The organism is Pseudoalteromonas sp. 1CM17D (genome assembly GCF_023161805.1).
Taxonomy (GTDB): domain Bacteria; phylum Pseudomonadota; class Gammaproteobacteria; order Enterobacterales; family Alteromonadaceae; genus Pseudoalteromonas; species Pseudoalteromonas atlantica.
Genome location: NZ_JALNTP010000008.1, coordinates 162720 through 182990 on the forward strand (window position 1 = coordinate 162720; position 20271 = coordinate 182990).

Genomic DNA, 20271 nt, shown 5'->3' on the forward strand with positions numbered 1-20271 from the left:
CTAATTGTTACGGAAAGTGCTTTTAACACTTGCCGTAATTTATAATTAGCCTGAATTTGGATAATAAATCTATCTCGGGCAGCTATTTTCAGTGCTAACCGCGCTTAATTTACTTGCAATAGGCCAGCTATTGACGCGTAAATTTGCCTTATTTTCACTGAAAATCTCTGGCTAGAAAATAAACTTAAATATCACCATGGTTCAATATGTTAGTAAATCTCTAACCAGAGTTCAGGTTAATTAGCGTTTAGGTTTTTCGGGTAGGGCTGCTTTTAGTTGCGCCGGTGTTACGTTAAGTGCCTTTGCTACAACCGTTAAATCGGCATTAGGGCCGCCGGCTTTTTGCATTGCTTGCATAAGCACTTCTTCGCTAACGCCTAGTTTGTTAGCTGCCTCAGCAAACCCCGGTGGCGACATGCCGCCGTTAGGGCCACCCGCCTTTGGACCGCCGCCACCAGGTGGTTCATGGCGAGATATTTTAGTGCCTTCAGGTGGCTTGGCCCCTACACCCGCTTGTGCTGTGGTCGTAAAATTATTTTGTGCAACCACGCCTTTTAAGCACTTAGGTAAGTTAGGGAATGTATTACTTGCATGGTAGTGGTAAGTAACTATGCCGCTTTCACCCACGGGGCCTGAGTGGCCATTACAGCTATCAAGCTCGGTTGGGGATGTACCATCAATTTCTTGGCTTCCGTAAATTGGGTAGCCATCAAAGCCATAACCAAATAGGGCGCTTGGCTTTTGCGCTAAATTATTACAGTTAGCGTTTACATGTTCGTGTTTATATACGCTGTCTATATCACTAGCGGTGCCGTGGTAGTGGTACCAACCGCCCGGATCAATATGACCTGCGCACGTATCAAGCGCGGGTAAATGCCCAGTATGTTGCACACTTGGCGCATCCGAAAAAATAGGCACACCCGCAAGCGCTATACCCACTTTAGATACAGTGCCCAGCGCTGTTGTTTGCTCAGACATAACAGGGTGCAGTGGTAAAAGGGCGGTAATTTCCACGCTTTTATCTACCGATACATTAATACATGCATGATCAACTGTTGGGCGAATGGTCGCGTTATCAACAATATGCACGTTGCCGTCTTCATCGTAAAAGGTAAAACCTTGCTCGTTAAGCATGGTTAAAAATGCTTTATCTAACCTATATAGCCCCGCATCGGTGCCATCCCAATCCCAAATTCCACCTACGTCGTCGAGTGTTTCTGGGCAAAAAGGGCCGACTTCAATATTGTCGGGCTGATATTTTAAAACCACTTGAGCACACTGGGTTTGTAAGCCGTTTTCAAGCGTACACTCAACAGTTTGTGGCAGCTTTACCATGGCTTTAATATTAAATTCATCGGTATTTATAAGCGTGTTTTTAGCGCTTTTAGCTTCTGGGGAGGTAGGTGTACTTTCGCTTTTTATCTGCTCGCCACATGCAGTTAAAAGTACCGTGGCACTAAGCAGGCAAAATGCGAGCTTAGTCTTTGTAGTGTTAACGCTAGGCGCTTTTAAACGACTTCGTTTAATTGTTCTCATACTTACCCCAAAACGATTTATATACGTAGCTTTTAGTATGGCAATAAATTGTGCAAATAAAATGAAAGTTTTAAAAGAGTTATTGATATGTTTGAGATGCATGGCTAGCTTTTAATTAACATTATTGGGAGTTGTTATTAAGTTATTTAATAAACTTACACGATTAAATACGAAGTATAAAAGTACAAGTTAGCAACTGCTGTTTTTACTTGCCCAAGGTTTACCAATAAAGCTCCATATATTTAAAGCGCAAAAAGCACAAACCTAGGTTTGTGCTTTTATATTTTACGGTTAAATAATTATATTTTTTCCCAGTAGGGTTCGTCACCAAAGTAGCCGCTAAAGTAGTCTATAAAAGCCCTTACTTTTGGCGCTAATAAACGCGAACTTGGGTAAACACTCCAAATAGCGGTGTCGGATGCAAGTGGGTAGTCTTGTAAAATTTGTACCAGCTCACCACTTTGTAGTTTTTTATAGGCACACCAGCTCGACATTAACGTAATACCTAAGCCTTGCACGCACGCATCGCGCACCGCTTCACCGTTATCAGCTTGTAATACGTTATTGGTTTTAATGTTTTGTGTGCCCTCGGGTGTAATAAACGACCACGTAGTTAAACCATGTAAATTAACACAGGTATGATTTTTTAAATCTTGCGGTGTTGTTGGGGCGCCGTGTTTTGCAAGGTAATTAGGTGATGCGCAAATTAAGCGTTTATCGCGGGCAACTTTTCGAGCAATTAGGGTTGAGTCGTTTAGGGCGGCGTCGCGTATTGCAATATCAAAACCACCGCCAACCATATCAATAATGCTATCGCTTAAGCGTAAATCAATTGTCAGGTCGGGGTATTGCTCAATAAATCCAGCCAATGCAGGAATAATATGCATACGCCCGAACGAAGCAGGGGCGGTAATGCGCAATTTTCCTTGTGGAGTTACACTGCCAATACCTACCGAGGCGCGTGCCATTTCAACATTGGCAAGCACTTCCTCGGCGTGGGGTAAAAAAGCTTGGCCCTCTTCGGTTAGCGATACTTTTCGGGTTGTACGATGAATGAGTTTAACGCCGAGCGTTTCTTCAAGCTTATTCATTTGGGCACTAGAAACCGCAGCCGACAAACCTAACTCCTTGCCAGCTAAGCTAATATTGTGTGTTGTTGCGATTCTGACAAACAGATTTAAATGGGCAATGTTCATTATCAAATTTTTCAATAAACTGATTATTTAAACAACTATATTATCAATACTTAGTTGTGTAAATATACTAGCAGCTTATTCATTGTGACTTTTCCTGTGGCGCTTACTATAAGCGCCTTTTTTTTCGGTATTTTTCTCGTTTAAATTTTTAAGTTTAGAGTGAGCCTGCCTTATGAGCCGTAATACATCATTACTTTTAAAGTATTTATTTAAGCAAACCTGGCCTATGTTGGTTGGCTTGTTTTCTATTATGGGAAGCCAGCTGGTTGATAGTATTTTTATTGCTAAGCTAGGCGCTGAGCCGCTCGCTGTAGTTGCATTTAGTATTGCTATTTTTCAGGTGATTGTGGGAGTACAAGTAGGCTTAGGTATTGCGGCAACTGCGACCATTTCTACTGCACTTGGGGAAAATAAAGTTAACTATGCACGCTACTTAGGTAGTTTAATCGTACTTATTGGCACCGTAATAGTAACGCTATTGTGCTTGGCGTTGTGGCTTTTTCAGCAGCCTATAATTTTAGCGCTGGGTGCAACGCCTTCGTTATTTAATTTAACTGAGCTTTACTGGTTGCCTTGGCTAATAAGCTGCTGGCTTGGAGCGCTGCTTTATTTTGGTTACAGCATTTGCCGTGCTCATAACGAAACCTTATTGCCTGGGCGAATTATGGTGCTAACCAGCGTGTTAAATATAGCGCTCGATCCATTGTTTATGTTTACCTTTGATATGGAGTTAGCGGGTGCTGCATGGGCAAGCTGTGTTGCTTTTTCAATAGGCTTAGTAGTGGTGTTTTACACGCTTATTAAACGAGAACTTGTAATCTTTGATGTTTTAAAAAACCGCACCAAGCAGGCAATAAAAGCCATTGTAAAAATGATGGCGCCGGCTTTACTTTCACAGTTTATTCCGCCTATTTCAGCCATGATAGTAACGGCACTGATTGCCGCGTATGGTGGGTTTGCTGTAGCAGCTTGGGGGCTTGCAAACCGTATTGAATATATTGCGATTATTTTAATTTTAGCGCTTACCATGGCGCTGCCCCCCATTGTTGGAAATTTAAAAGGGCGGGGCGAGCTTAGGCAAATATTAAGCGTAGTAAAACTTGCGTGCGGTTTTGTAATTGGCATACAAATTTTATTAGCGGTTATTATGCTAGGTGTGGCTAACCCGCTTGCAAATGCGCTTAGCAATAATAGTGAAATAGTTGCTAACCTAACAGATTACTTTGCATTTGTGCCCCTGAGCTACGCGGCTTTGGGTGTATGTATGATCACGGTATCGGTATGTAACGCGCTGGGGTTTGCGACCACGGCCTTATTTATCTCCATATTGCGGCTATTTATGTGTTACTTACCACTACTTTGGTTAGGCTCGCATTTTTACGGTTTAACAGGGTTATTTATCGGTATGGCATGCGGTAATACCTTGTCGGGTATTGTGGGTTGGCAGCTTTTTAAGCAGCAATATAAGCGGTTAACAACACACGTTAGCGTGCGCTCAAGCACTGTTTAATTATCAATATATTGAAGAAAGTTATTCCACTTAAATTGCAATTATCAAAATAGTTAAATGCAATTAGTATGCACCTCATTGAATCATTGCTTAATCTATAGCAGCTAAATTTGCTGTGTTTAGGTCAAGCAATTGCAATAAAAATAGAGCTGCTTGAGGTGAATAACATGAAACTTTATAAATTGTTTTTAATAGCTATAACGCTATACGCAGGCGCTGCAACGGCTGCACAAGATTACTTTTCGATGAGCTATATTCAAGGTGAAGGAGACGTGCGAGGGATTAAGGTGGCTTATCAATATGCCTTAGATTATCAAATAGAAGGCTTTGAAGAGCTAGAGATTTACCTAGAAGCCAATGCTAACTTTTTTGAATACGATGACCCAAAACGCTACGACGCTAATTTAGGCTTATCGCTTTCGCCTGTTATTTTTTATCCTATTGGCAGTATTGCTGGGAACCGCGTTTTTGCCGAGTTTGGTATTGGTTTAAGCTTATTAGATGACACCAAATTTGCGGGAAAAAACATAAGCACACATTACCAGTTTGAAGACCGCCTAGGCATTGCCATGAAATTTGGTGAGGCTGAGCAACATAGCGTGTCACTTAAGTATTTTCATTATTCAAACGCTGGTATTAAAAAGCCCAACCCAGGCCTCGATTTTATATCGCTAAGCTACTCACGCGCACTTTAGGTGAGTAGCTTACTATTTATAATATGCGTAAAAATGCCACTAGGTCGGCTTGTTCTTGCTTGGTTAAATTAAGCTTTATAAGCAGGTCGGTGGTTTTAGGGAAGTGTGGGTCGTTTAGTTGGTTTTTCCGTGGTCTGGGCCTTACTCCGCCATGGTTATATAAGGCGACAATGCCGGCTAAATCGTCAAATAAGCCGTTATGCATCCACGGAAATGTTTGCATTAACCCTAATAGCGATGGGGTTCTAAATTGGCCAATATGCTCAGGGTTGTGGGTGGCATCGTAGCGGCCTTTATCTTCAAAACGGCGGCCGTAATAATGCAGCCCTGTGCCATGGAATTGGTTGTCACTGAGTAGTGCGCCGTTATGGCAAGTCATGCATTTAGCTTTAGTTCTAAATAGGTGCAGGCCATTTAACTCACTATCACTTAGGCTACTAACTGCTTGTTGTGGATTTTTATTAAGCTGCGTTAAAAAAGTTTTATAGCGGCTATTTGGCGCTGCTAATGTGCGCTCAAACGCAACTAAGGCTTTTGCCATTTGCTCGGTGGTTAACGTGTTGCTATTAAAAGCGCTTTGATTAAATGCACGGTAACTCTTATCTTTATTTACTCGGGCTAAAGCTATTTTTGGATCTAAGTCCATTTCAATTGGGTTTTCTATTGGCATAAGTGCTTGCTGCTCAGCGGTGCTTGCGCGTCCATCCCAAAAAAAATGTTGCCATTGATCAATACCAAAAATAGCGGGGGTGTTACGCGTGCCTATTTGCTCGTCAATGCCTATGGCAGTTTTACGGCCATCATGAAAGCCTTTGTCGCGTTCATGGCAGGTAGCGCAGCTAACGGTATTATTACGTGAAAGCTGCACATCATGAAAAAGCATATCGCCTAGTGCAACATGCTCCGGTTTAGGCGATGCTACAGGCAAAAGCGACATGGGCTCAACGCTTCTTCCGTCACTGGTTTGAATAGCAGGCCAATGGGCTTGGCCTTTGCTATAAAGTGAGCGTAAATCGTTAATACTTGTTGATTTGGCGTTTAAGCTAAATGAGCACAGTAAAAAAATGCTTAATAACTTAATCATAGTTATAGCTAACTCCTACCCAAAACATACGCCCGGGCTCAATACCTGATGCCCCTTCGTTTACTGTGTAAGTGCGGGCATTTAATAAATTAGAAATATCCGCTCTTATGTCAATAGATTGGGTTTTTGTGAGGTTATGGCTATAGCGTAAACTGAGCCCTAGCATGGTTCTGGCGCGTATTTCTTGCTCTTCGTATACATCAACTAAGCTTGATTCTACAGGGCAACTTGTACAGCTTTGCTCAAGCCCAATACTTTCGCTAGCCCCGGTAGTTACCGCGCTGGTGTAGCTGTCAGTGTAGGTAACATTTAAGCCTGTACTAAATGAGCTGTTCCAATCAACATTCCAGCCAAGCGCACCTGACACTGGGGTGCCAAAGTTGGTACGTATTTGCTCTAGCTGCCCAAGCGTTACAAGCTCGCCTTCGCCTTGTGCATTGAGATAATAAACGAGTTCATCAAGGGGGGTATTTTCTGCACTAGCGCTGTATTCGTCGTTTGAAACTTTGTTTTCAGCGTAGGAGGCATTGGCCCATAAAGAGTGTTTACCAAACTGTGCACTCCACGAGATAGAGTAGCGCTCTGAGCTGCCATCACCCTCGTTAGTCATATAAATGTATTTATAGCCATCACTAGCTGCTTCTTCATCGGTAACCTGAGAAAATTGCTGATGCTTTTTACGTTTTACATATTTGAGCGATATATTGCCTGCTTTTTCAAATGAATGCGCAATGCCTAATGCGAGTTCGTCATCGTAGGGGGTATTTACATCATCAAAGCGGTATTTAAACGCGCCGGTGTAGTTAGACGGCAGCCACCCTTGAAGGTAGCCGTTTTCAATTGGGCGGTACTCTCTGTATGAAAAACGCTGCTGCTCTTTTATTTTATAACCAATAATGGCTGAGTCGTAATAGCGGTTAACCCCTGCGCTAATAATAGTGCGGTTGTTGTTAAATACATCGTAACCAAGGGATAGACGTGGCGCAATATTATGATTAGCTAAAAAGTCATCGTATTCGTAGCGCATACCTAAATTTAAGCTTAATTGCCCTAAGGTGATGCTATCTGTTGCATAAAACGAGGCGCGATTTAACGCTACATTTATATACTCTGCTGGGGTTACTAAGCGGCCATTAAAATACTGCGCGGTGGTTGTTACATTGTTGCTGTACGCTGTTATGTGATCTTGGTTGTTAAAATCAATTTCGCCCCCTAACTGCGCTGCAAGTTCGTCAATAGATATAGTGGTTTCAAGGGCTTGGCAGTCAAGCGTGTAACCACTGCAATTAAGTGGTGTACTAGCGCTAGACCATATAATAGGGGAGTCGTAGTTGTAGCTATTTTGTATGCGTTCGCGCTCTACTTCTTGGCGAATAAGCTCTATACCGGCCTTAATATTATGCTCAGTACCTGCTAATTCAAATGAATTGAAATTTAGCGTGTTTTTCCAGCTGGTGGTGTATTGGGTGTTATCTAAAGCGCCATAGCCTCCTTGGCGAGAGTAGCGTGTTTGCGCATCGCCTTGGTCGGCATATTGTCCCCAATCTTTGCCTTTAGCTTGCAGCCAGTTATAAAAGTGCGCTGGGCCTTCTCGGCTGCTATCACTCATACTAAAATTAAGGTTACTGCGCCAGGTTGCAAAATCAAAGTGCTGGGTAAGTGATGCGACCGCGCCTACGGCGCCGCCTTCTAAATGGAAGTCGCTGTCTTTGGCGTCGGTTATAAAGTCATCTACTTCGTAAGGTGAATACATTAGGGTTAAATCTAATGCGTCTACCCAGCCATTGCGATAACCATATTTAACAATGGCATTTATGTTTTTACGGCTTTGCGTTTTGACTTCCCCTAACGACAAATCGCTGATGTCGCTGGTTAAGTAACTAACACTCATCATTACGCCATGGCGCTTATTAATTTGTTTATTAGCACGCAGGTTGTAGCTGACTTTTTCATACTTAGGCGTTTCAAGTGTGCTTTGATCAACATTTTGCTGAGAGCTGTCTTGATCGGCTTCTATATAATGATAACTCCCCCAGCTACTTTGATTACCCCGCACACCAAAGCTAAAACTGTCATTGGTAAATACGCTTTTGGTTTTACTATCAACAATACCACCCGAAAAACCACCAAACTCAGCCGGAATGTTATGGTCGTATACTGTGATCGATTCAACGACATCGGAGTTTACATTCATGCTTTGCACGCCGCCCGATACATCGTTTGATGAAGAGCTTAAGCGGCTACTACTACCAGGGTCTATGCGGTTATTGTAGTTTAGTCCATCTAATGAAAAGCCAGTTTGCCATGGCTGCGCGCCTGAGATTGATATTTCTGGTGCGCTGATTTCTGCCAAACTACCAATAGAGTAAGCCTCGTTGCTTAGCTGTACACCAGGGAGCAATGCAATAAGCTCGTTTATATCGCCGTTGCCTTTAGGTGTGGCATTTATAAAGTCACGATTTAAGTAAGAACGCCCAATAACTTCGGGTACTTCTATGCCTATGTACTGGCCTTTTACTTCAATGTGCTCAAGTGCTTCACAACGCTCTTTTTGCTCATTTTTAAGGTCGTTACATGGCTGTGTTTTTGGTTCGGTCTGCTGTTGCTGCTCTGCGGCGTATACACCCTGAGAAAGCAAAAGCAGACACGCGAGGGTAGTCGGTGTCTGCATTTATTACGGCTCTTAGTTAAATACCTAGTGGGGTAGTGTCTTCGCTATCAATTACGCCATCGTTATCGGCGTCTTGGTCGGCAATTAATCCAGCTAAGGCTATATCTTCATCGCTGGAGTTAGGTAAAAAGAAGTTAGGTAAGCCGTCGTGGTCTGTATCTACGCTGGCAATAGCTATGCCTTTAAAGTCATCACGAGAGGCGACTAAGTTGGTCATGCCTATGTAAAGCTCAAGCTGATCGGCTTCGCCATTAACGCCATTATTTATTAAGCTTTGTGCTTTAGTGGTATCGTTAATTAGCGTAAAACTGTTTACTAAATCTTCCATGTTGTCGGCAATAATTGTATCGGCAAAGTTTAAAATAAGAGGCTCAAGCGTATTTAAAAGCGTGCTAGCTTGTGTTTTTGCATTGCTATAGTTTGCTGAAAAATCGCTAATATTCGCCGCGTTAGTACCCATACTTGAAAGCATAGAATAACGTTCAAATTCACCTGTTTGAGCTTCTTCTAAGCCAATTACTTCGGCTTTAACAGCGGCTAAAATAGTTTCTAGCTGATCGCTTGTTAATGCATTTAGCTCAGGGGTTATTTCAGTAATAGCATCATTTAAAGTGGTACTTGCCAGTGATGTTTGGTTTGCATTAACTAAGTAACCTAAGGTTTCTAAGCGGGCTTCAAACCTGTCTTCGGTATCTTCATCTAGGGCAATGTAGCTAAGGAGTTGATTGTGTACACCAGCTACTTGCTCCGATAAGCCGCCTTTAATAAGCGATACTATTACTTGATTATGAGCTGTAATTGATGAGGTATTACTTAGCGTACGTATACCGCCTGCATTGAGCGTATTAAGCATGGTTAAGCATTTATTAGCGGCATTTGCTGTATCACCACCGACTTGGGCAGTTAAATCAACTAACAATTTACAGCCCTTGGAACCGGTTAAAAGCGTGGTTGATGATTCTTTGCTTATGTAGTCATCCGAGGCTATAAAGTCGCCAGCATAGGTAAATACTTGCTGTGCTAGATCGTTTCTGCCGGCTTCACTTAAAATTAGGCCTGTGCCAGGGACGTTATCAAGCGATGTTAGCGCTCTAAAAAATTCGTTGTAATCACCATTTTCTGTAAAAAAGCTGCGAGCTTGTGCTGCGGCACTCGTTATATCTTCCCCACCAAGCAGGCGATTAGCTATATTAAAACCATACACTTGCTCTTGCGCGTTGTTTATATCGGTTTCGCTGTCTGATAGCGTTATTGCTGGGTTTTCGCCGCTTTGGTATAGGCCTTCAATTAAGCCTGCTAAAAATTGAATAGGGTAAGTGTAGTTATCCAAAGTAGCGGCGCTATAAGGCGATGCAGAGTATGCGTAGTTACTATCAAAACCCGTTGAACCATACATGGCAAGTACTTGGTTGGTATAGTCTTTTGCCGCTTCAAATTCGCCAGCTCTATAAAGGTATTGCGCAGCCCATGCACCATGTAGCGTTTTGTATTGCTCGTATGGTTGGCCTTCGTATTCGCCGCTACGTACTAGCCTGTAACCTGTTTTTACTGCAAGTTGCGCGTAGTTATTAGCAAGCAATTTGGCTTGCGTTAAATCGCTTTCATCTAGGCTTTGCGCATAGCTTTGTAGGGCGTCATCTATTGATAAGCGTACGCCATTTAAAAAGTAGCCATAGCTTGAGGTGTATTCGTCTTCGCGTACTTGCTCTGCGTATAATGAAATTGTATTTAACAAATTACTTGCTTGCGAAACTTGATCAGCAGCTAAATAGCTTTTTACTAAAGAATAAAGGGCTGATGCGTCTGATGAGGCAATGTTATCAAAGCCTTTATCAGCTAAGTATTGGTTGTAGGCCGCCACCGCTTGGTCACGGTAATCGTTTGCTTGTTCTGTTTGGCCTATTTCGTCTAGTGCTTGTGCCACATCTTTTAGTGCCGAAGAGCGCGCTGTTTGCTCGTTTATAAGCGCTAAATAGTCGTTAGCAGTATCTAAAAAACCTGCACGTGCATAGGCCGCAGCTTGGGTTGCGTATACCTCATATCGAGAAAGTTCATCGGCAATATTTGCGCTTAACTCGTCGGCTTGTTTTAAGTGCGACAGACTAGAGCTGTAATAATAATTAAGTTTATCTTCGTTAGTTACATAAGACGGGCTTAGTGAAATAATTGCAGTTAACGGCTCGCTAATTAGGCCATCTGTGTAGCTAATTTCAAATTGCTCATCAATACTGCTTAGAGATTGAGCCTCATAGGTAAATTCACCCGTGGTGCTATTTATGCTCATTACGCCATTACTTGGTGGTGTTATTAAGCTAATAGTTACGGTGTCGCCATCTAAGTCTTGTGTAGTAATAACCCCTTGAGTGGTGGTTGAAGAGGTAACAAATACATTAGTAGTGAGTAGCTGCGGGGCATCATTAACATTTTCTACGCTAAAACGTATCACTACATTTGCCGTTAAGCTGCCATCGCTTGCGCTAATGGTTGCTGTGTCTTCTCCAAAATAATTACTAAATGGTGTGTAGGTAAATTCACCGTTTGCTTCAACTGCTATGATGCCATTGCTTGGTGCATTGGCAAGCGTATAGCTTAAGGCGTCATCGTCGGTGGCTGTTACTTGGCCTGAAAAAGTGGTGTCTTCGTTTACAGTAAAACTTAAATTAGGTTGAGAAAACTGTGGAGCAGTATTACCAGAGCCCCCGCCACAACCAGCCAACGCAAGCGCGCATAATATAGGGGTAAATTTAATTAGCTTGTTCATTATTGTTAATATTAAAAGTTAATGATGTTGCGAATGATAACGCATATCAATTAGGTTTTAAAGTGTGTAAAGTATTTGTCATATTAATAGTGAGTATCCACAAAGTACTTATAAGGCAGCTAAAACACAAAACCCTGCTATTAACAGGGCTTTATTGTGAGTAAAAATGAGATTAGTAAAGCGGGGGTATGGTTATTAGTTTAAGTCGCTAATAATAAGCAGCGGAAAATTTTTAGCTGACCGAGGTTGCCAATTATTATAGCTAATATTGCTAATTCCAAAATAGTTAAGCACCTTAGGTGAGTACGTCCAGCCTCGCGCACGTTGCTTTATGGCGGCGCTGCGTAAACTGGGTTTTAGCCCTACCGTGAGTAGGTTGTGATTTACATTTAGCTTTGTGTAAAAGGCTTTTTCGCGCAAGCTTGCTTTAGCAATTATCTCATCGTAATGGGCGCGTAACGCTTGCCACTTTTGGCTTTTTTGTGGCTCTTTTAAGTGCTTTACCATGGCATCAATATCACTATCTAACCACTTAGCTGAGGCTGCATCCCCATGCCAGCCAATAATTGTATTGGGCTCAATTGTAGTAGGGTGCCCAGCAAGCAACACATAATTAGCACACGACGAAAAGCAAAACTGCTTTATGTTTACCGTTAGCTTATGCGCCAAAATTAACTCGGCTAAGTCCATCCCTAAATCTATGTTTCCGCCGCCACTGGTAATAGTAAATGTATTAATTGTAGGGTTAGTTTTTAAAAGCTCAGCTGCCGTATTGTTATTTTGTTTGTTGATTTGGCCACTGTATATAATGGTTTTATCATTTAAGGTTACTTGAGCCTGCAATAACGTAGGGAGTATTAAAAAAAGGGTAAAAATTAATTTATGCATATGAGTTTTAAGTGAATATTTTTGCCAAAGGCTACGTAATTTGGCTAAACGAGGCAAATACTAATTTGTCTAAAGTAAGTTAACCCCTTTTAACCCATCCTTAACCCTTGCCCTAATACACTGTGTGTAATGATGTAAATTAGGCACAGTTAAATGGTTTATTTTAAAAAGCGCTCAACGGTTTTATTGCTTGCACTTAGCTGCACGCTAGCTGCGTGTAGTAGCCAGCCAAGCTATACAGGTAATAGCACCGAGCAATCGCTAAAGCAGCATGCAAATTGGCAATACACACAAGATGATGCAACCGAGGTAAGTTATATCACTGATTTAGTGAATATAGCGGGGCTTGATTCGCTTATTAACCAAGCCGTTGCAAATAATCCTTCGTTTAACCAGGTGCATGTGGCGCTAAAACTTGCCTATGCACAGCGCGATGTTACCGCAGCAAGCCAGTGGTTTAGTGTAGATGCCGATTTTGACGCCCAGCGCAACGAAACAACCGGCACGCAGTACAGCTCATCACTAGGGGTTAGCTGGGAGGCCGACGTATGGCAAAAAATTGCTGATAACGTAGCCGCGCAAGACATGACCATAGCCAGTAATCAGGCCACTTACCAAGGCGCTAAAGACACCTTAGTAGCCAGCGTGATGCGCACGTATTTAAACATTATTTTGCAGCAAGATTTACTTAACATTGAGCAGCAGCGCTTAACGGTTTTAGAAAATAACGAGCAAAGTATTGTTGAGCGTTACCAATACGGCTTAGGTGATTTAGAAGCCCTTGATACCGCGCGTACAAATACCGCTTCAACCCGAGCCACTATTGCCGATTACCAAGAACAAATAGCACAAGCTAAACGCGCTTTAGTATTATTAGTGGGCGTTGATAAACTTGAAAACTTACCTACTACCTCTGTTTTCCCTGAGGTTATTGAGCCGCTAAGCGCGCTACCAGAGCAAGATTTAGCGCGTCGCCCCGATTTACAAAGTGCCTATTACAATATTCAATCTAAACGTTATTTAGTGGATGTAGCTTACAAAGATTTACTGCCAAGCATTACGCTTTCGGCATCGCTTAGCGATTTAGCAACTACACCCAGCCAAGCATTATTAACCAGCCCAGTATGGAACTTACTAGGCAGTTTAAGTGCGCCGTTGTTTCAAGGCGGGGCACTTCGTGCACAATTTGATATTGCAAAATTAAATGCCGAACAAGCCTTTTGGGAATACCAAGACACGCTACTTAGCGCCGTAAACGAAGTAGAAAATGCACTAGGCCAAGAGCAATCATTAACACAGCAACAGCTACAAATTAGTAAAGCACTTGCCAGTGCTAAGCGAAGTTATAGCAACTACCAAAGCAAATACCAGCAAGGTTTGGTTGATATTTTAGACTTACTAACCGTGCAGCAGCAGGTGTACGACCTACAAGCTCAGCTTAGCCAAATAAATTACACCCTTTTAACTAACCGTATAGATTTAGGCCTTGCCTTGGGCCTTGGAGTATCGTCATGAAAATTTCGCCAGTACCTGTTGTTGTAACTCTTGTTGCCATTGTTTGTATAGGGCTTGCTATTTCATATAACGGCCAAAAAATGGCGCAGCAAGCAAATGGCCCTAAGCCTGAGCCGGCTAAATCTGTGGCACCCAATGTATCGGTTATTAACGCTGTGCCAAGTACGTATCAAGCCTATGTTAGCGGCCACGGTGAGGCTAAAGCACACTGGGCACTTAGCTTAAAAGCACAAGTTAAGGGCGAAATAACCAATATGAGCGAGCAATTTGCTACCGGTAATGTAGTTAAAAAGGGTCAAGTGCTTGCACAAATAGATAACACCGAATACTTACAAGCAGTCGCGAGCGCTAAAGCCACATTGGCAGATGCCAAACTTGCCCTACAAGAAGAGCAAGACTTAGGAAACCAAGCAAAGCGTGAATGGCAGCGCTCGGGTGTAACACAAGCGCCAAGCTCACCTTTAGTATTTAGAACGCTACAGCTAGAAGCCGCCCAAGCAACGGCCGATAACGCCCAATACGCACTACAAACTGCGCAGCGTGATGAAAAAAACACCCATATAAGTGCGCCGTTTGATGCTGTTATTTTATCGCGCGATGTAGATTTAGGCACTTACGTAAGCATTGGCGATACACTGGCTACATTAAACAGCACCGACAAAGTAGAAATTAGCGTACCGCTTTCATTAAGCCAATGGCAAAACCTGGCAAGCGATAAGTCGGGCGAGGTTATTTTAAGTGATGTAACAACACAGAATCAGTGGCAAGGTTACATTGCTCGTTTTGAGCAGCATCTTGACGATAGCTCACGCCAGCGCAGTGTAGTGGTTGCGCTAGACAAACCTTTTGAGCAAGCAACACCATTGTTACCAGGTACATTTTTAGCGGTACAAATTGCTGGTAAAGCGCTTAACAACGTAATTAAATTACCCGCCTCAGCAGTATCACAAGAAGGCTTAATTTGGTACGTAAACGAGCAAAACACGCTAATGAGCATTCAAGCGCAAAAACTATTTGAGCGCGGTGATTACGTTTATATCTCTCCTATTGAAGGACACACTAATTTACGTGTAGTGGCTCGCCCACTCGTAAGCTACTTAAACGATATGTTAGTAAACCCAATTGCTGAGGAGATGCCATAATGAGCCCGCATCAAGCACCGCAATTACCTAATAATACTAACCCTTTGCACGGCATTATTAGCTGGTTTGCTAACAACTCAGTGGCCGCCAATTTATTACTCATTAGCGTAATAGTAATGGGTATAATGTCGCTTTCTACTTTGCGTAAAGAGGCGTTTCCAAGCCTTGAGCCAGATACTATTTCGGTATCGGTGGTTTACGACAGTGGCGATGCCTTACAAGCAGAAGAAGGCATCGCCCTAAAAGTAGAAGAAGCCCTTGAAACCGTACCGGGTATTAAGCGCATTACCTCTACATCCGATGCCAGCGGCAGCCATGTAAGCATTGAGAAAAAAACCGATTACTCGCTTGATGAGCTACTCACCGATGTGAAAAACCAAGTTGATGCCATAAATAACTTTCCGGCAGATGCCGAAGAGCCGGTGATCGACAAAGCGCGCAGGCAAGATCACGCATTAACTTTACAATTATTTGGTGATGCCGACCGCCATACGTTGCAAAACCTAGGTGAAAAACTAAAAGCCGATTTATTAGCTAAATCGGGCATTAGCGATGTAGAACAATCGGGCGTGCTAGACCCTATGATGTCAGTAGAAATCGACGAAGGCAAACTACAAGCCTACGGTTTAACTATTAGCGATGTAAGCGAGGTGATTAACAACGAATCATCGAGCCCGCTTTCTACTAGCTTGCGCGATAGCAATAAAATAATGCGCCTAAAAGCGGCAGACCAAGCTTACTGGCAGCGCGACTTTGCCAATATAGTGTTACTTACAACGCAATCAGGCACACAAATTAAATTAGGTGATGTAGCAACCGTTACCGACACATTCGCAGAAGATACCAACTCACTAAGTCGTTATAACCAACAAAATGCCGTAGGCATTGAAATTTTAATGGATGAAAATAGCGATATAACCACCATAGTTGAGCAAGCACAAAGCGTAATTGATACATGGCACGAGCGCGGCTTATTACCGCAAAATGTAGAGCTTGAAAGCTGGCACGACAAAAGCACCATGATCACCGAGCGCTTATCGCTGCTTACTAAAAATGCCGTAACCGGTATTATTATGGTGTTTGTTATTTTAGCGATATTTTTAAATGTACGCGTTGCGCTATGGGTTGCAGGTGGCTTGCCATTTGTATTTTTTGGCACACTGTACTTTATGACCGACAGCTACACCGCGCTGACCATAAATGAAATGACCACCTTTGGTTTTATTATGGCGTTGGGGATCGTGGTCGACGATGCCGTGGTTGTGGGGGAGAGTATTTACACCACTCGCAAAAAACACGGCGACACCCTTAATAACACGATTTTAGGCACCATGAAGGTGGCTGTACCCACCATATTTGGGGTATTAACCACGGTAGCGGCGTTTGTTGCGCTTTCGAATGTATCTGGCAACTTAGGTAAAATTTACTCACAGTTTGCGACCGTAGTGACGATTTGTTTACTGCTTTCGGTTGTTGAATCAAAACTTATTTTACCGTCGCATTTAGCCCACGTAAGCACTAAACGCCAGTTAAAGTCGGGTCTTAGTGGCTTGTGGTCAAAGGTGCAGCATGGCGCCGACAGCGGTCTAACTTGGTTTAGCGATAAAGTGTACCGCCGCGTTATTGAATACTCGTTACGATTTAGATACGCCATTGTTGCTGCATTTGTGGCCTTTTTTATTCTGGTTGTTGGCATGCCTATGACCGGTGCAGTAAAAGTAGGTTTTTTCCCAAGTATTGCCGGCGATACCGTAACCGCTGAACTTGTTATGCAAAACGATGCAGCGTATGGGCAAACTAATAAAAACTTGTTAGCGCTTGAGCAAAGTGCACTACAAGCCCAGCAAAATTTAATGGATAAGTTTGACTCGCAAGAGAGCGAAATAACGAGCTTACAATTAGTGAGCAGTAGCGATACTAGCGGTACGGTAAGTGTTGAGCTATTAAACGAGGGCGACTTTACAGCAAGCGAATTTGCACAAGAATGGCAGCGCCTTGCCGGTATGCCAGAGGGCAGCAAAAAACTACAAGTATTGGCTACACGTAAAATGGTTGATAACTTTAAAGTAGAGCTAAAAGCCTGGGATGACGAAACTGTAATGGCTGCAGGCGCACTGTTTAAAGAGCGCTTACAAAATACTGCTGGTGTTAATGGCATAGACGATAATTTAAACCCAGGTCAGCCACAGCTTAAATTTACCTTAAATGCACAAGGGCGCGCTTTAGGTATGGATACGGCGAGCCTATCAGAGCAAGTATTACAAGCTTTTGGTGGAGCAATTGTACAGCGTTACCAGCGCGATAAAGACGAAGTAAAAGTACGTGTGCGTTACCCAGAAAACGCCCGTAAAACACCAGCCGATATAATGCAATCGCGTATTAGGTTACCCGATGGCACCGTAGTACCTTTGGTTAACGTAGCCAATATAAGCAGCGAATATCAGCAAGATGAAATAACCCGCATTGATGGCCTACGGGCAATTTACTTAAGCGCACAAGTGGATAAAAACATTGTGGCATCTAACGAATTAGTTGCTAACTTAAGCCGTGATTTAGTACCTGAGTTTAACGCGCAATTTCCTAATTTAAGTATTCACTTTGCCGGAGAAGCCGAAGAGCAAGACGAAACAACAGGCTCAATGGCCACTATGTTTATAGCCGCGTTATTAGTTATTTACGTATTGCTGGCGATTCCGCTTAAATCGTACATTCAACCTATGTTGATTATGGTGGCGATTCCGTTTGGTATTGTGGGGGCTATTTTAGGCCATTGGTGGAACGACTTAACCATCAGCATACTTTCTTTAAATGGTATTTTGGCGCTCAGTGGGGTGGTTGTAAACGACAGCCTATTATTGGTATCGCGCTTTAACGAGCTGGTAAAAGATGAAGGCATGAGCACGCACGATGCCATTGTAGAGTCGTGCACAAGCCGCCTGCGCGCGGTAATGCTTACCTCTATTACAACCTATGCGGGCTTAGTGCCGTTATTAAGCGAAACCTCAATGCAGGCACAGTTTTTAATCCCTGCTGCGGCATCACTTGGTTATGGTATTTTGTTTGCCACGGTTATTACATTAATCCTTATTCCGGCATTATTAATGATTCAAATAGACATTAAGCGCTTACTTGCCAATGTGTTAGACTTTTCAAGTGGTAAACGCACCGAAGGAGCTGCCTCTTAATGATAAACGTACTACTGGTTGAAGACGACATAGACCTGGCAACAACAATTGTTGATTACCTCGATATAGAAGACATTGAGTGTGACCATGCAAGCAACGGCGTTTTGGGCTTAAATTTACTGCAAATTAATGATTATCAAATGATTATTTTAGATGTAAACATGCCCAAAATGGACGGCTTAACAATGTGCAAAACATTGCGTGAACAAGGTAAAGATATTCCGGTATTAATGTTGACCGCACGCGATAGCCTCGATAATAAACTTGAGGGCTTTGCCGCCGGTAGCGACGACTATTTAGTAAAACCCTTCGCCATGAAAGAGCTAGTAGCGCGGGTACAAGTGCTGGCAAAGCGCAAAAGTGGTGAGGCAAAACGCCTCACCTTAGCTAATTTAAATTTAGATTTAGCAAAGCGCAGTGCCGATGTAGAGGGGCAAAAATTAAAGTTATCGCCCATTGCATTTAAATTGCTAGAAACCTTAGTACGCCATGCGCCGCAGCCTGTTACGCGCAGTAGCATTATGCAAGCTATATGGGGCGAAGAGCAGCCCGACAGCAACAGTTTAAAAGTGCATGTGCATCATTTACGTAAGCAATTAGAAGCCACCACACACCAAGTTACACTTGAAACCATTCCTAGTGTGGGCTTTGCAATAACAGCAAATGAAGGGCAACCACAATGAAAATAAGGCCTAGTTTAAGGCTCTACTTTTTTGCCAGTATGGTGGTGCTTAGCTCTGCTATGGCCATTGGCTTTTCGTTTTTAAGTGTAAATTACTTTATTGATGGGCTAGATAAAGGCTTAAACGGGGTGATGTTAAAGCTTTCGCAAACCACAGAAGTAAAGCCAGGGGAAACAAAAGAGCTGGTGGGCTTTAATATAGCAAGCCGCTGGGAAGACATGCCTGCGTCAATTCAGCAGCGTTTTAAAAAACCAACAGAGGTGGGGCTTTTACATAAAACAAAAGACAGGCCATCGATGTTTTCTATGCCGCAAAATTTATTTTTTGTGGTGTATTATCCAAACCCCGAAGGCGAGCCGCGTTATATATCGCGCATTATGCTCGAAAAAGACAAACCACAATTGCTCGCTAATATAGAGCCCGAACAACGCATGCTTTGGATTGCCATTACAGGCATTGCTGCCATTGCGTTATTTGCGTTTTTTTTGTTTATGGTAATGAAAAAAATAGCCAAGCCAGTGGAGTCGTTAAGGGGCTGGGCTAAATCGTTAAACCAAACTAATCTGCAGCAAACACCGCCCGATTTTACATATAACGAACTAAACACTTTAGCCACATTAATACGCAGCAGCTTACTTTCGGCAAATGAAAGCGTAGAGCGTGAGCAGCGCTTTTTAAGCTATGCCAGCCACGAGCTGCGTACGCCAATTTCGGTTATTCGCAGTAACGTTGAGCTACTCAATCGGCTGAGCGAAAAAGCCCCGTTAAGTGATAAACAGCAGCTTACACTTGAGCGTATAGAGCGCGCCGGTTTAACCATGAGCGATTTAACCGATACGTTATTATGGCTAAGCCGCAACGAAGAGCAGCAAAGTAGTCCAGAACCTGTAAACCTTAGTGATAAAATAACGACCCTGAGTAATGAGCTTAACTACCTGCTTAATGCTAAGCACGTTGAGGTGGTTTTAAACACCCAACAAGAGAGCGTTATTACCACCGATGCTACTGCGTGCCACATTGTACTGACTAATTTAATTCGTAATGCCTACCAACATACCCAATTTGGCCAAGTACATATTACGCAGCAAGGCAGTAAAGTGACTATTGTTAATTGTAGTAAGCAGGACGAGGCCCCTAAAGCGAGCTCGCCTTCAGCAAAACACGCCAGCATAGGGTACGGACTAGGCCTGCAATTAAGCGAAAAAATAATAAAACGCCACGGCTGGGTTTACGATGTAAACGACAAGCCAGGGCGCTATGAAGTGGTGGTCGATTTTAGTTAGTTATTAAGTTAATTAGGTTTAAAAGTGTATTAAAAAGCGGCTTAATTTAGTAGCTCATATCTGATTTTGCAGTTTCGGTTAATTGGTTTGGACATTACCTGATAGACAGCTATGTAAGTTAT

General features: G+C 42.8%; 13 protein-coding genes. 7 read left to right on the plus strand and 6 right to left on the minus strand.

The window, feature by feature from the left end; all coding sequences use genetic code 11:
- Positions 1 to 240: 240 nt before the first annotated feature.
- Positions 241 to 1536 carry a YHYH protein gene (locus MSC25_RS14775; protein WP_248443832.1) on the minus strand — a complete coding sequence of 432 codons (1296 nt, stop codon included), beginning with the start codon at positions 1534 to 1536 and terminating at the stop codon, positions 241 to 243.
- Between the two features lie 299 nt (positions 1537 to 1835).
- Positions 1836 to 2732, minus strand: coding sequence for a LysR family transcriptional regulator (locus MSC25_RS14780; RefSeq protein WP_024033248.1), 897 nt, complete (start codon positions 2730 to 2732; stop codon positions 1836 to 1838).
- A gap of 172 nt (positions 2733 to 2904) precedes the next feature.
- Between MSC25_RS14780 and MSC25_RS14785 the strand changes: the two genes are divergently transcribed.
- Complete coding sequence (locus tag MSC25_RS14785; RefSeq protein ID WP_248443833.1) at positions 2905 to 4242, plus strand: MATE family efflux transporter; 1338 nt, start codon at positions 2905 to 2907, stop codon at positions 4240 to 4242.
- A 167-nt stretch (positions 4243 to 4409) separates the two neighbouring features.
- The gene (locus MSC25_RS14790) at positions 4410 to 4937 is read left to right on the plus strand and encodes an acyloxyacyl hydrolase (RefSeq protein WP_024033246.1); all 528 of its coding nucleotides are present in this window, start codon (positions 4410 to 4412) and stop codon (positions 4935 to 4937) included.
- A gap of 16 nt (positions 4938 to 4953) precedes the next feature.
- On the opposite strand, the gene MSC25_RS14795 is transcribed toward MSC25_RS14790, so the two are convergent.
- The 4 genes from MSC25_RS14795 to MSC25_RS14810 form a co-directional block, all read right to left on the minus strand.
- Entirely contained in the window at positions 4954 to 6021 is a 1068-nt protein-coding gene (locus tag MSC25_RS14795; RefSeq protein WP_248443834.1) for a cytochrome c peroxidase, read from the minus strand.
- The gene (locus MSC25_RS14800; RefSeq protein WP_248443835.1) at positions 6014 to 8692 is read right to left on the minus strand and encodes a porin; all 2679 of its coding nucleotides are present in this window, start codon (positions 8690 to 8692) and stop codon (positions 6014 to 6016) included. The genes MSC25_RS14795 and MSC25_RS14800 overlap by 8 nt, the downstream gene beginning before the upstream one ends.
- A 16-nt stretch (positions 8693 to 8708) precedes the next feature.
- Complete coding sequence (locus MSC25_RS14805) at positions 8709 to 11453, minus strand: Ig-like domain-containing protein (RefSeq protein WP_248443836.1); 2745 nt, start codon at positions 11451 to 11453, stop codon at positions 8709 to 8711.
- Positions 11454 to 11648: 195 nt separating this feature from the next.
- Positions 11649 to 12341 (minus strand): hypothetical protein, encoded by a 693-nt coding sequence (locus tag MSC25_RS14810; protein ID WP_248443837.1) that lies wholly within the window; start codon positions 12339 to 12341, stop codon positions 11649 to 11651.
- Positions 12342 to 12494: 153 nt separating this feature from the next.
- On the opposite strand from MSC25_RS14810, the gene MSC25_RS14815 reads away from it, so the two are divergent.
- Genes MSC25_RS14815 through MSC25_RS14835 form a run of 5 tightly spaced genes read left to right on the plus strand, consistent with a single transcriptional unit; the run spans position 12495 to position 20149 of the window.
- A complete protein-coding gene (locus tag MSC25_RS14815) occupies positions 12495 to 13856 on the plus strand; it encodes a TolC family protein (protein ID WP_248443838.1) in 1362 nt (453 codons plus the stop codon).
- Entirely contained in the window at positions 13853 to 14998 is a 1146-nt protein-coding gene (locus MSC25_RS14820; protein WP_248443839.1) for an efflux RND transporter periplasmic adaptor subunit, read from the plus strand. The genes MSC25_RS14815 and MSC25_RS14820 overlap by 4 nt, the downstream gene beginning before the upstream one ends.
- A complete protein-coding gene (locus MSC25_RS14825) occupies positions 14998 to 18183 on the plus strand; it encodes an efflux RND transporter permease subunit (protein WP_248443840.1) in 3186 nt (1061 codons plus the stop codon). The genes MSC25_RS14820 and MSC25_RS14825 overlap by 1 nt, the downstream gene beginning before the upstream one ends.
- Complete coding sequence (locus MSC25_RS14830) at positions 18183 to 18866, plus strand: response regulator transcription factor (RefSeq protein ID WP_248443841.1); 684 nt, start codon at positions 18183 to 18185, stop codon at positions 18864 to 18866. The genes MSC25_RS14825 and MSC25_RS14830 overlap by 1 nt, the downstream gene beginning before the upstream one ends.
- Entirely contained in the window at positions 18863 to 20149 is a 1287-nt protein-coding gene (locus MSC25_RS14835) for a HAMP domain-containing sensor histidine kinase (RefSeq protein WP_248443842.1), read from the plus strand. Before MSC25_RS14830 ends, MSC25_RS14835 begins: the two co-directional genes overlap by 4 nt.
- Positions 20150 to 20271: the final 122 nt, after the last annotated feature.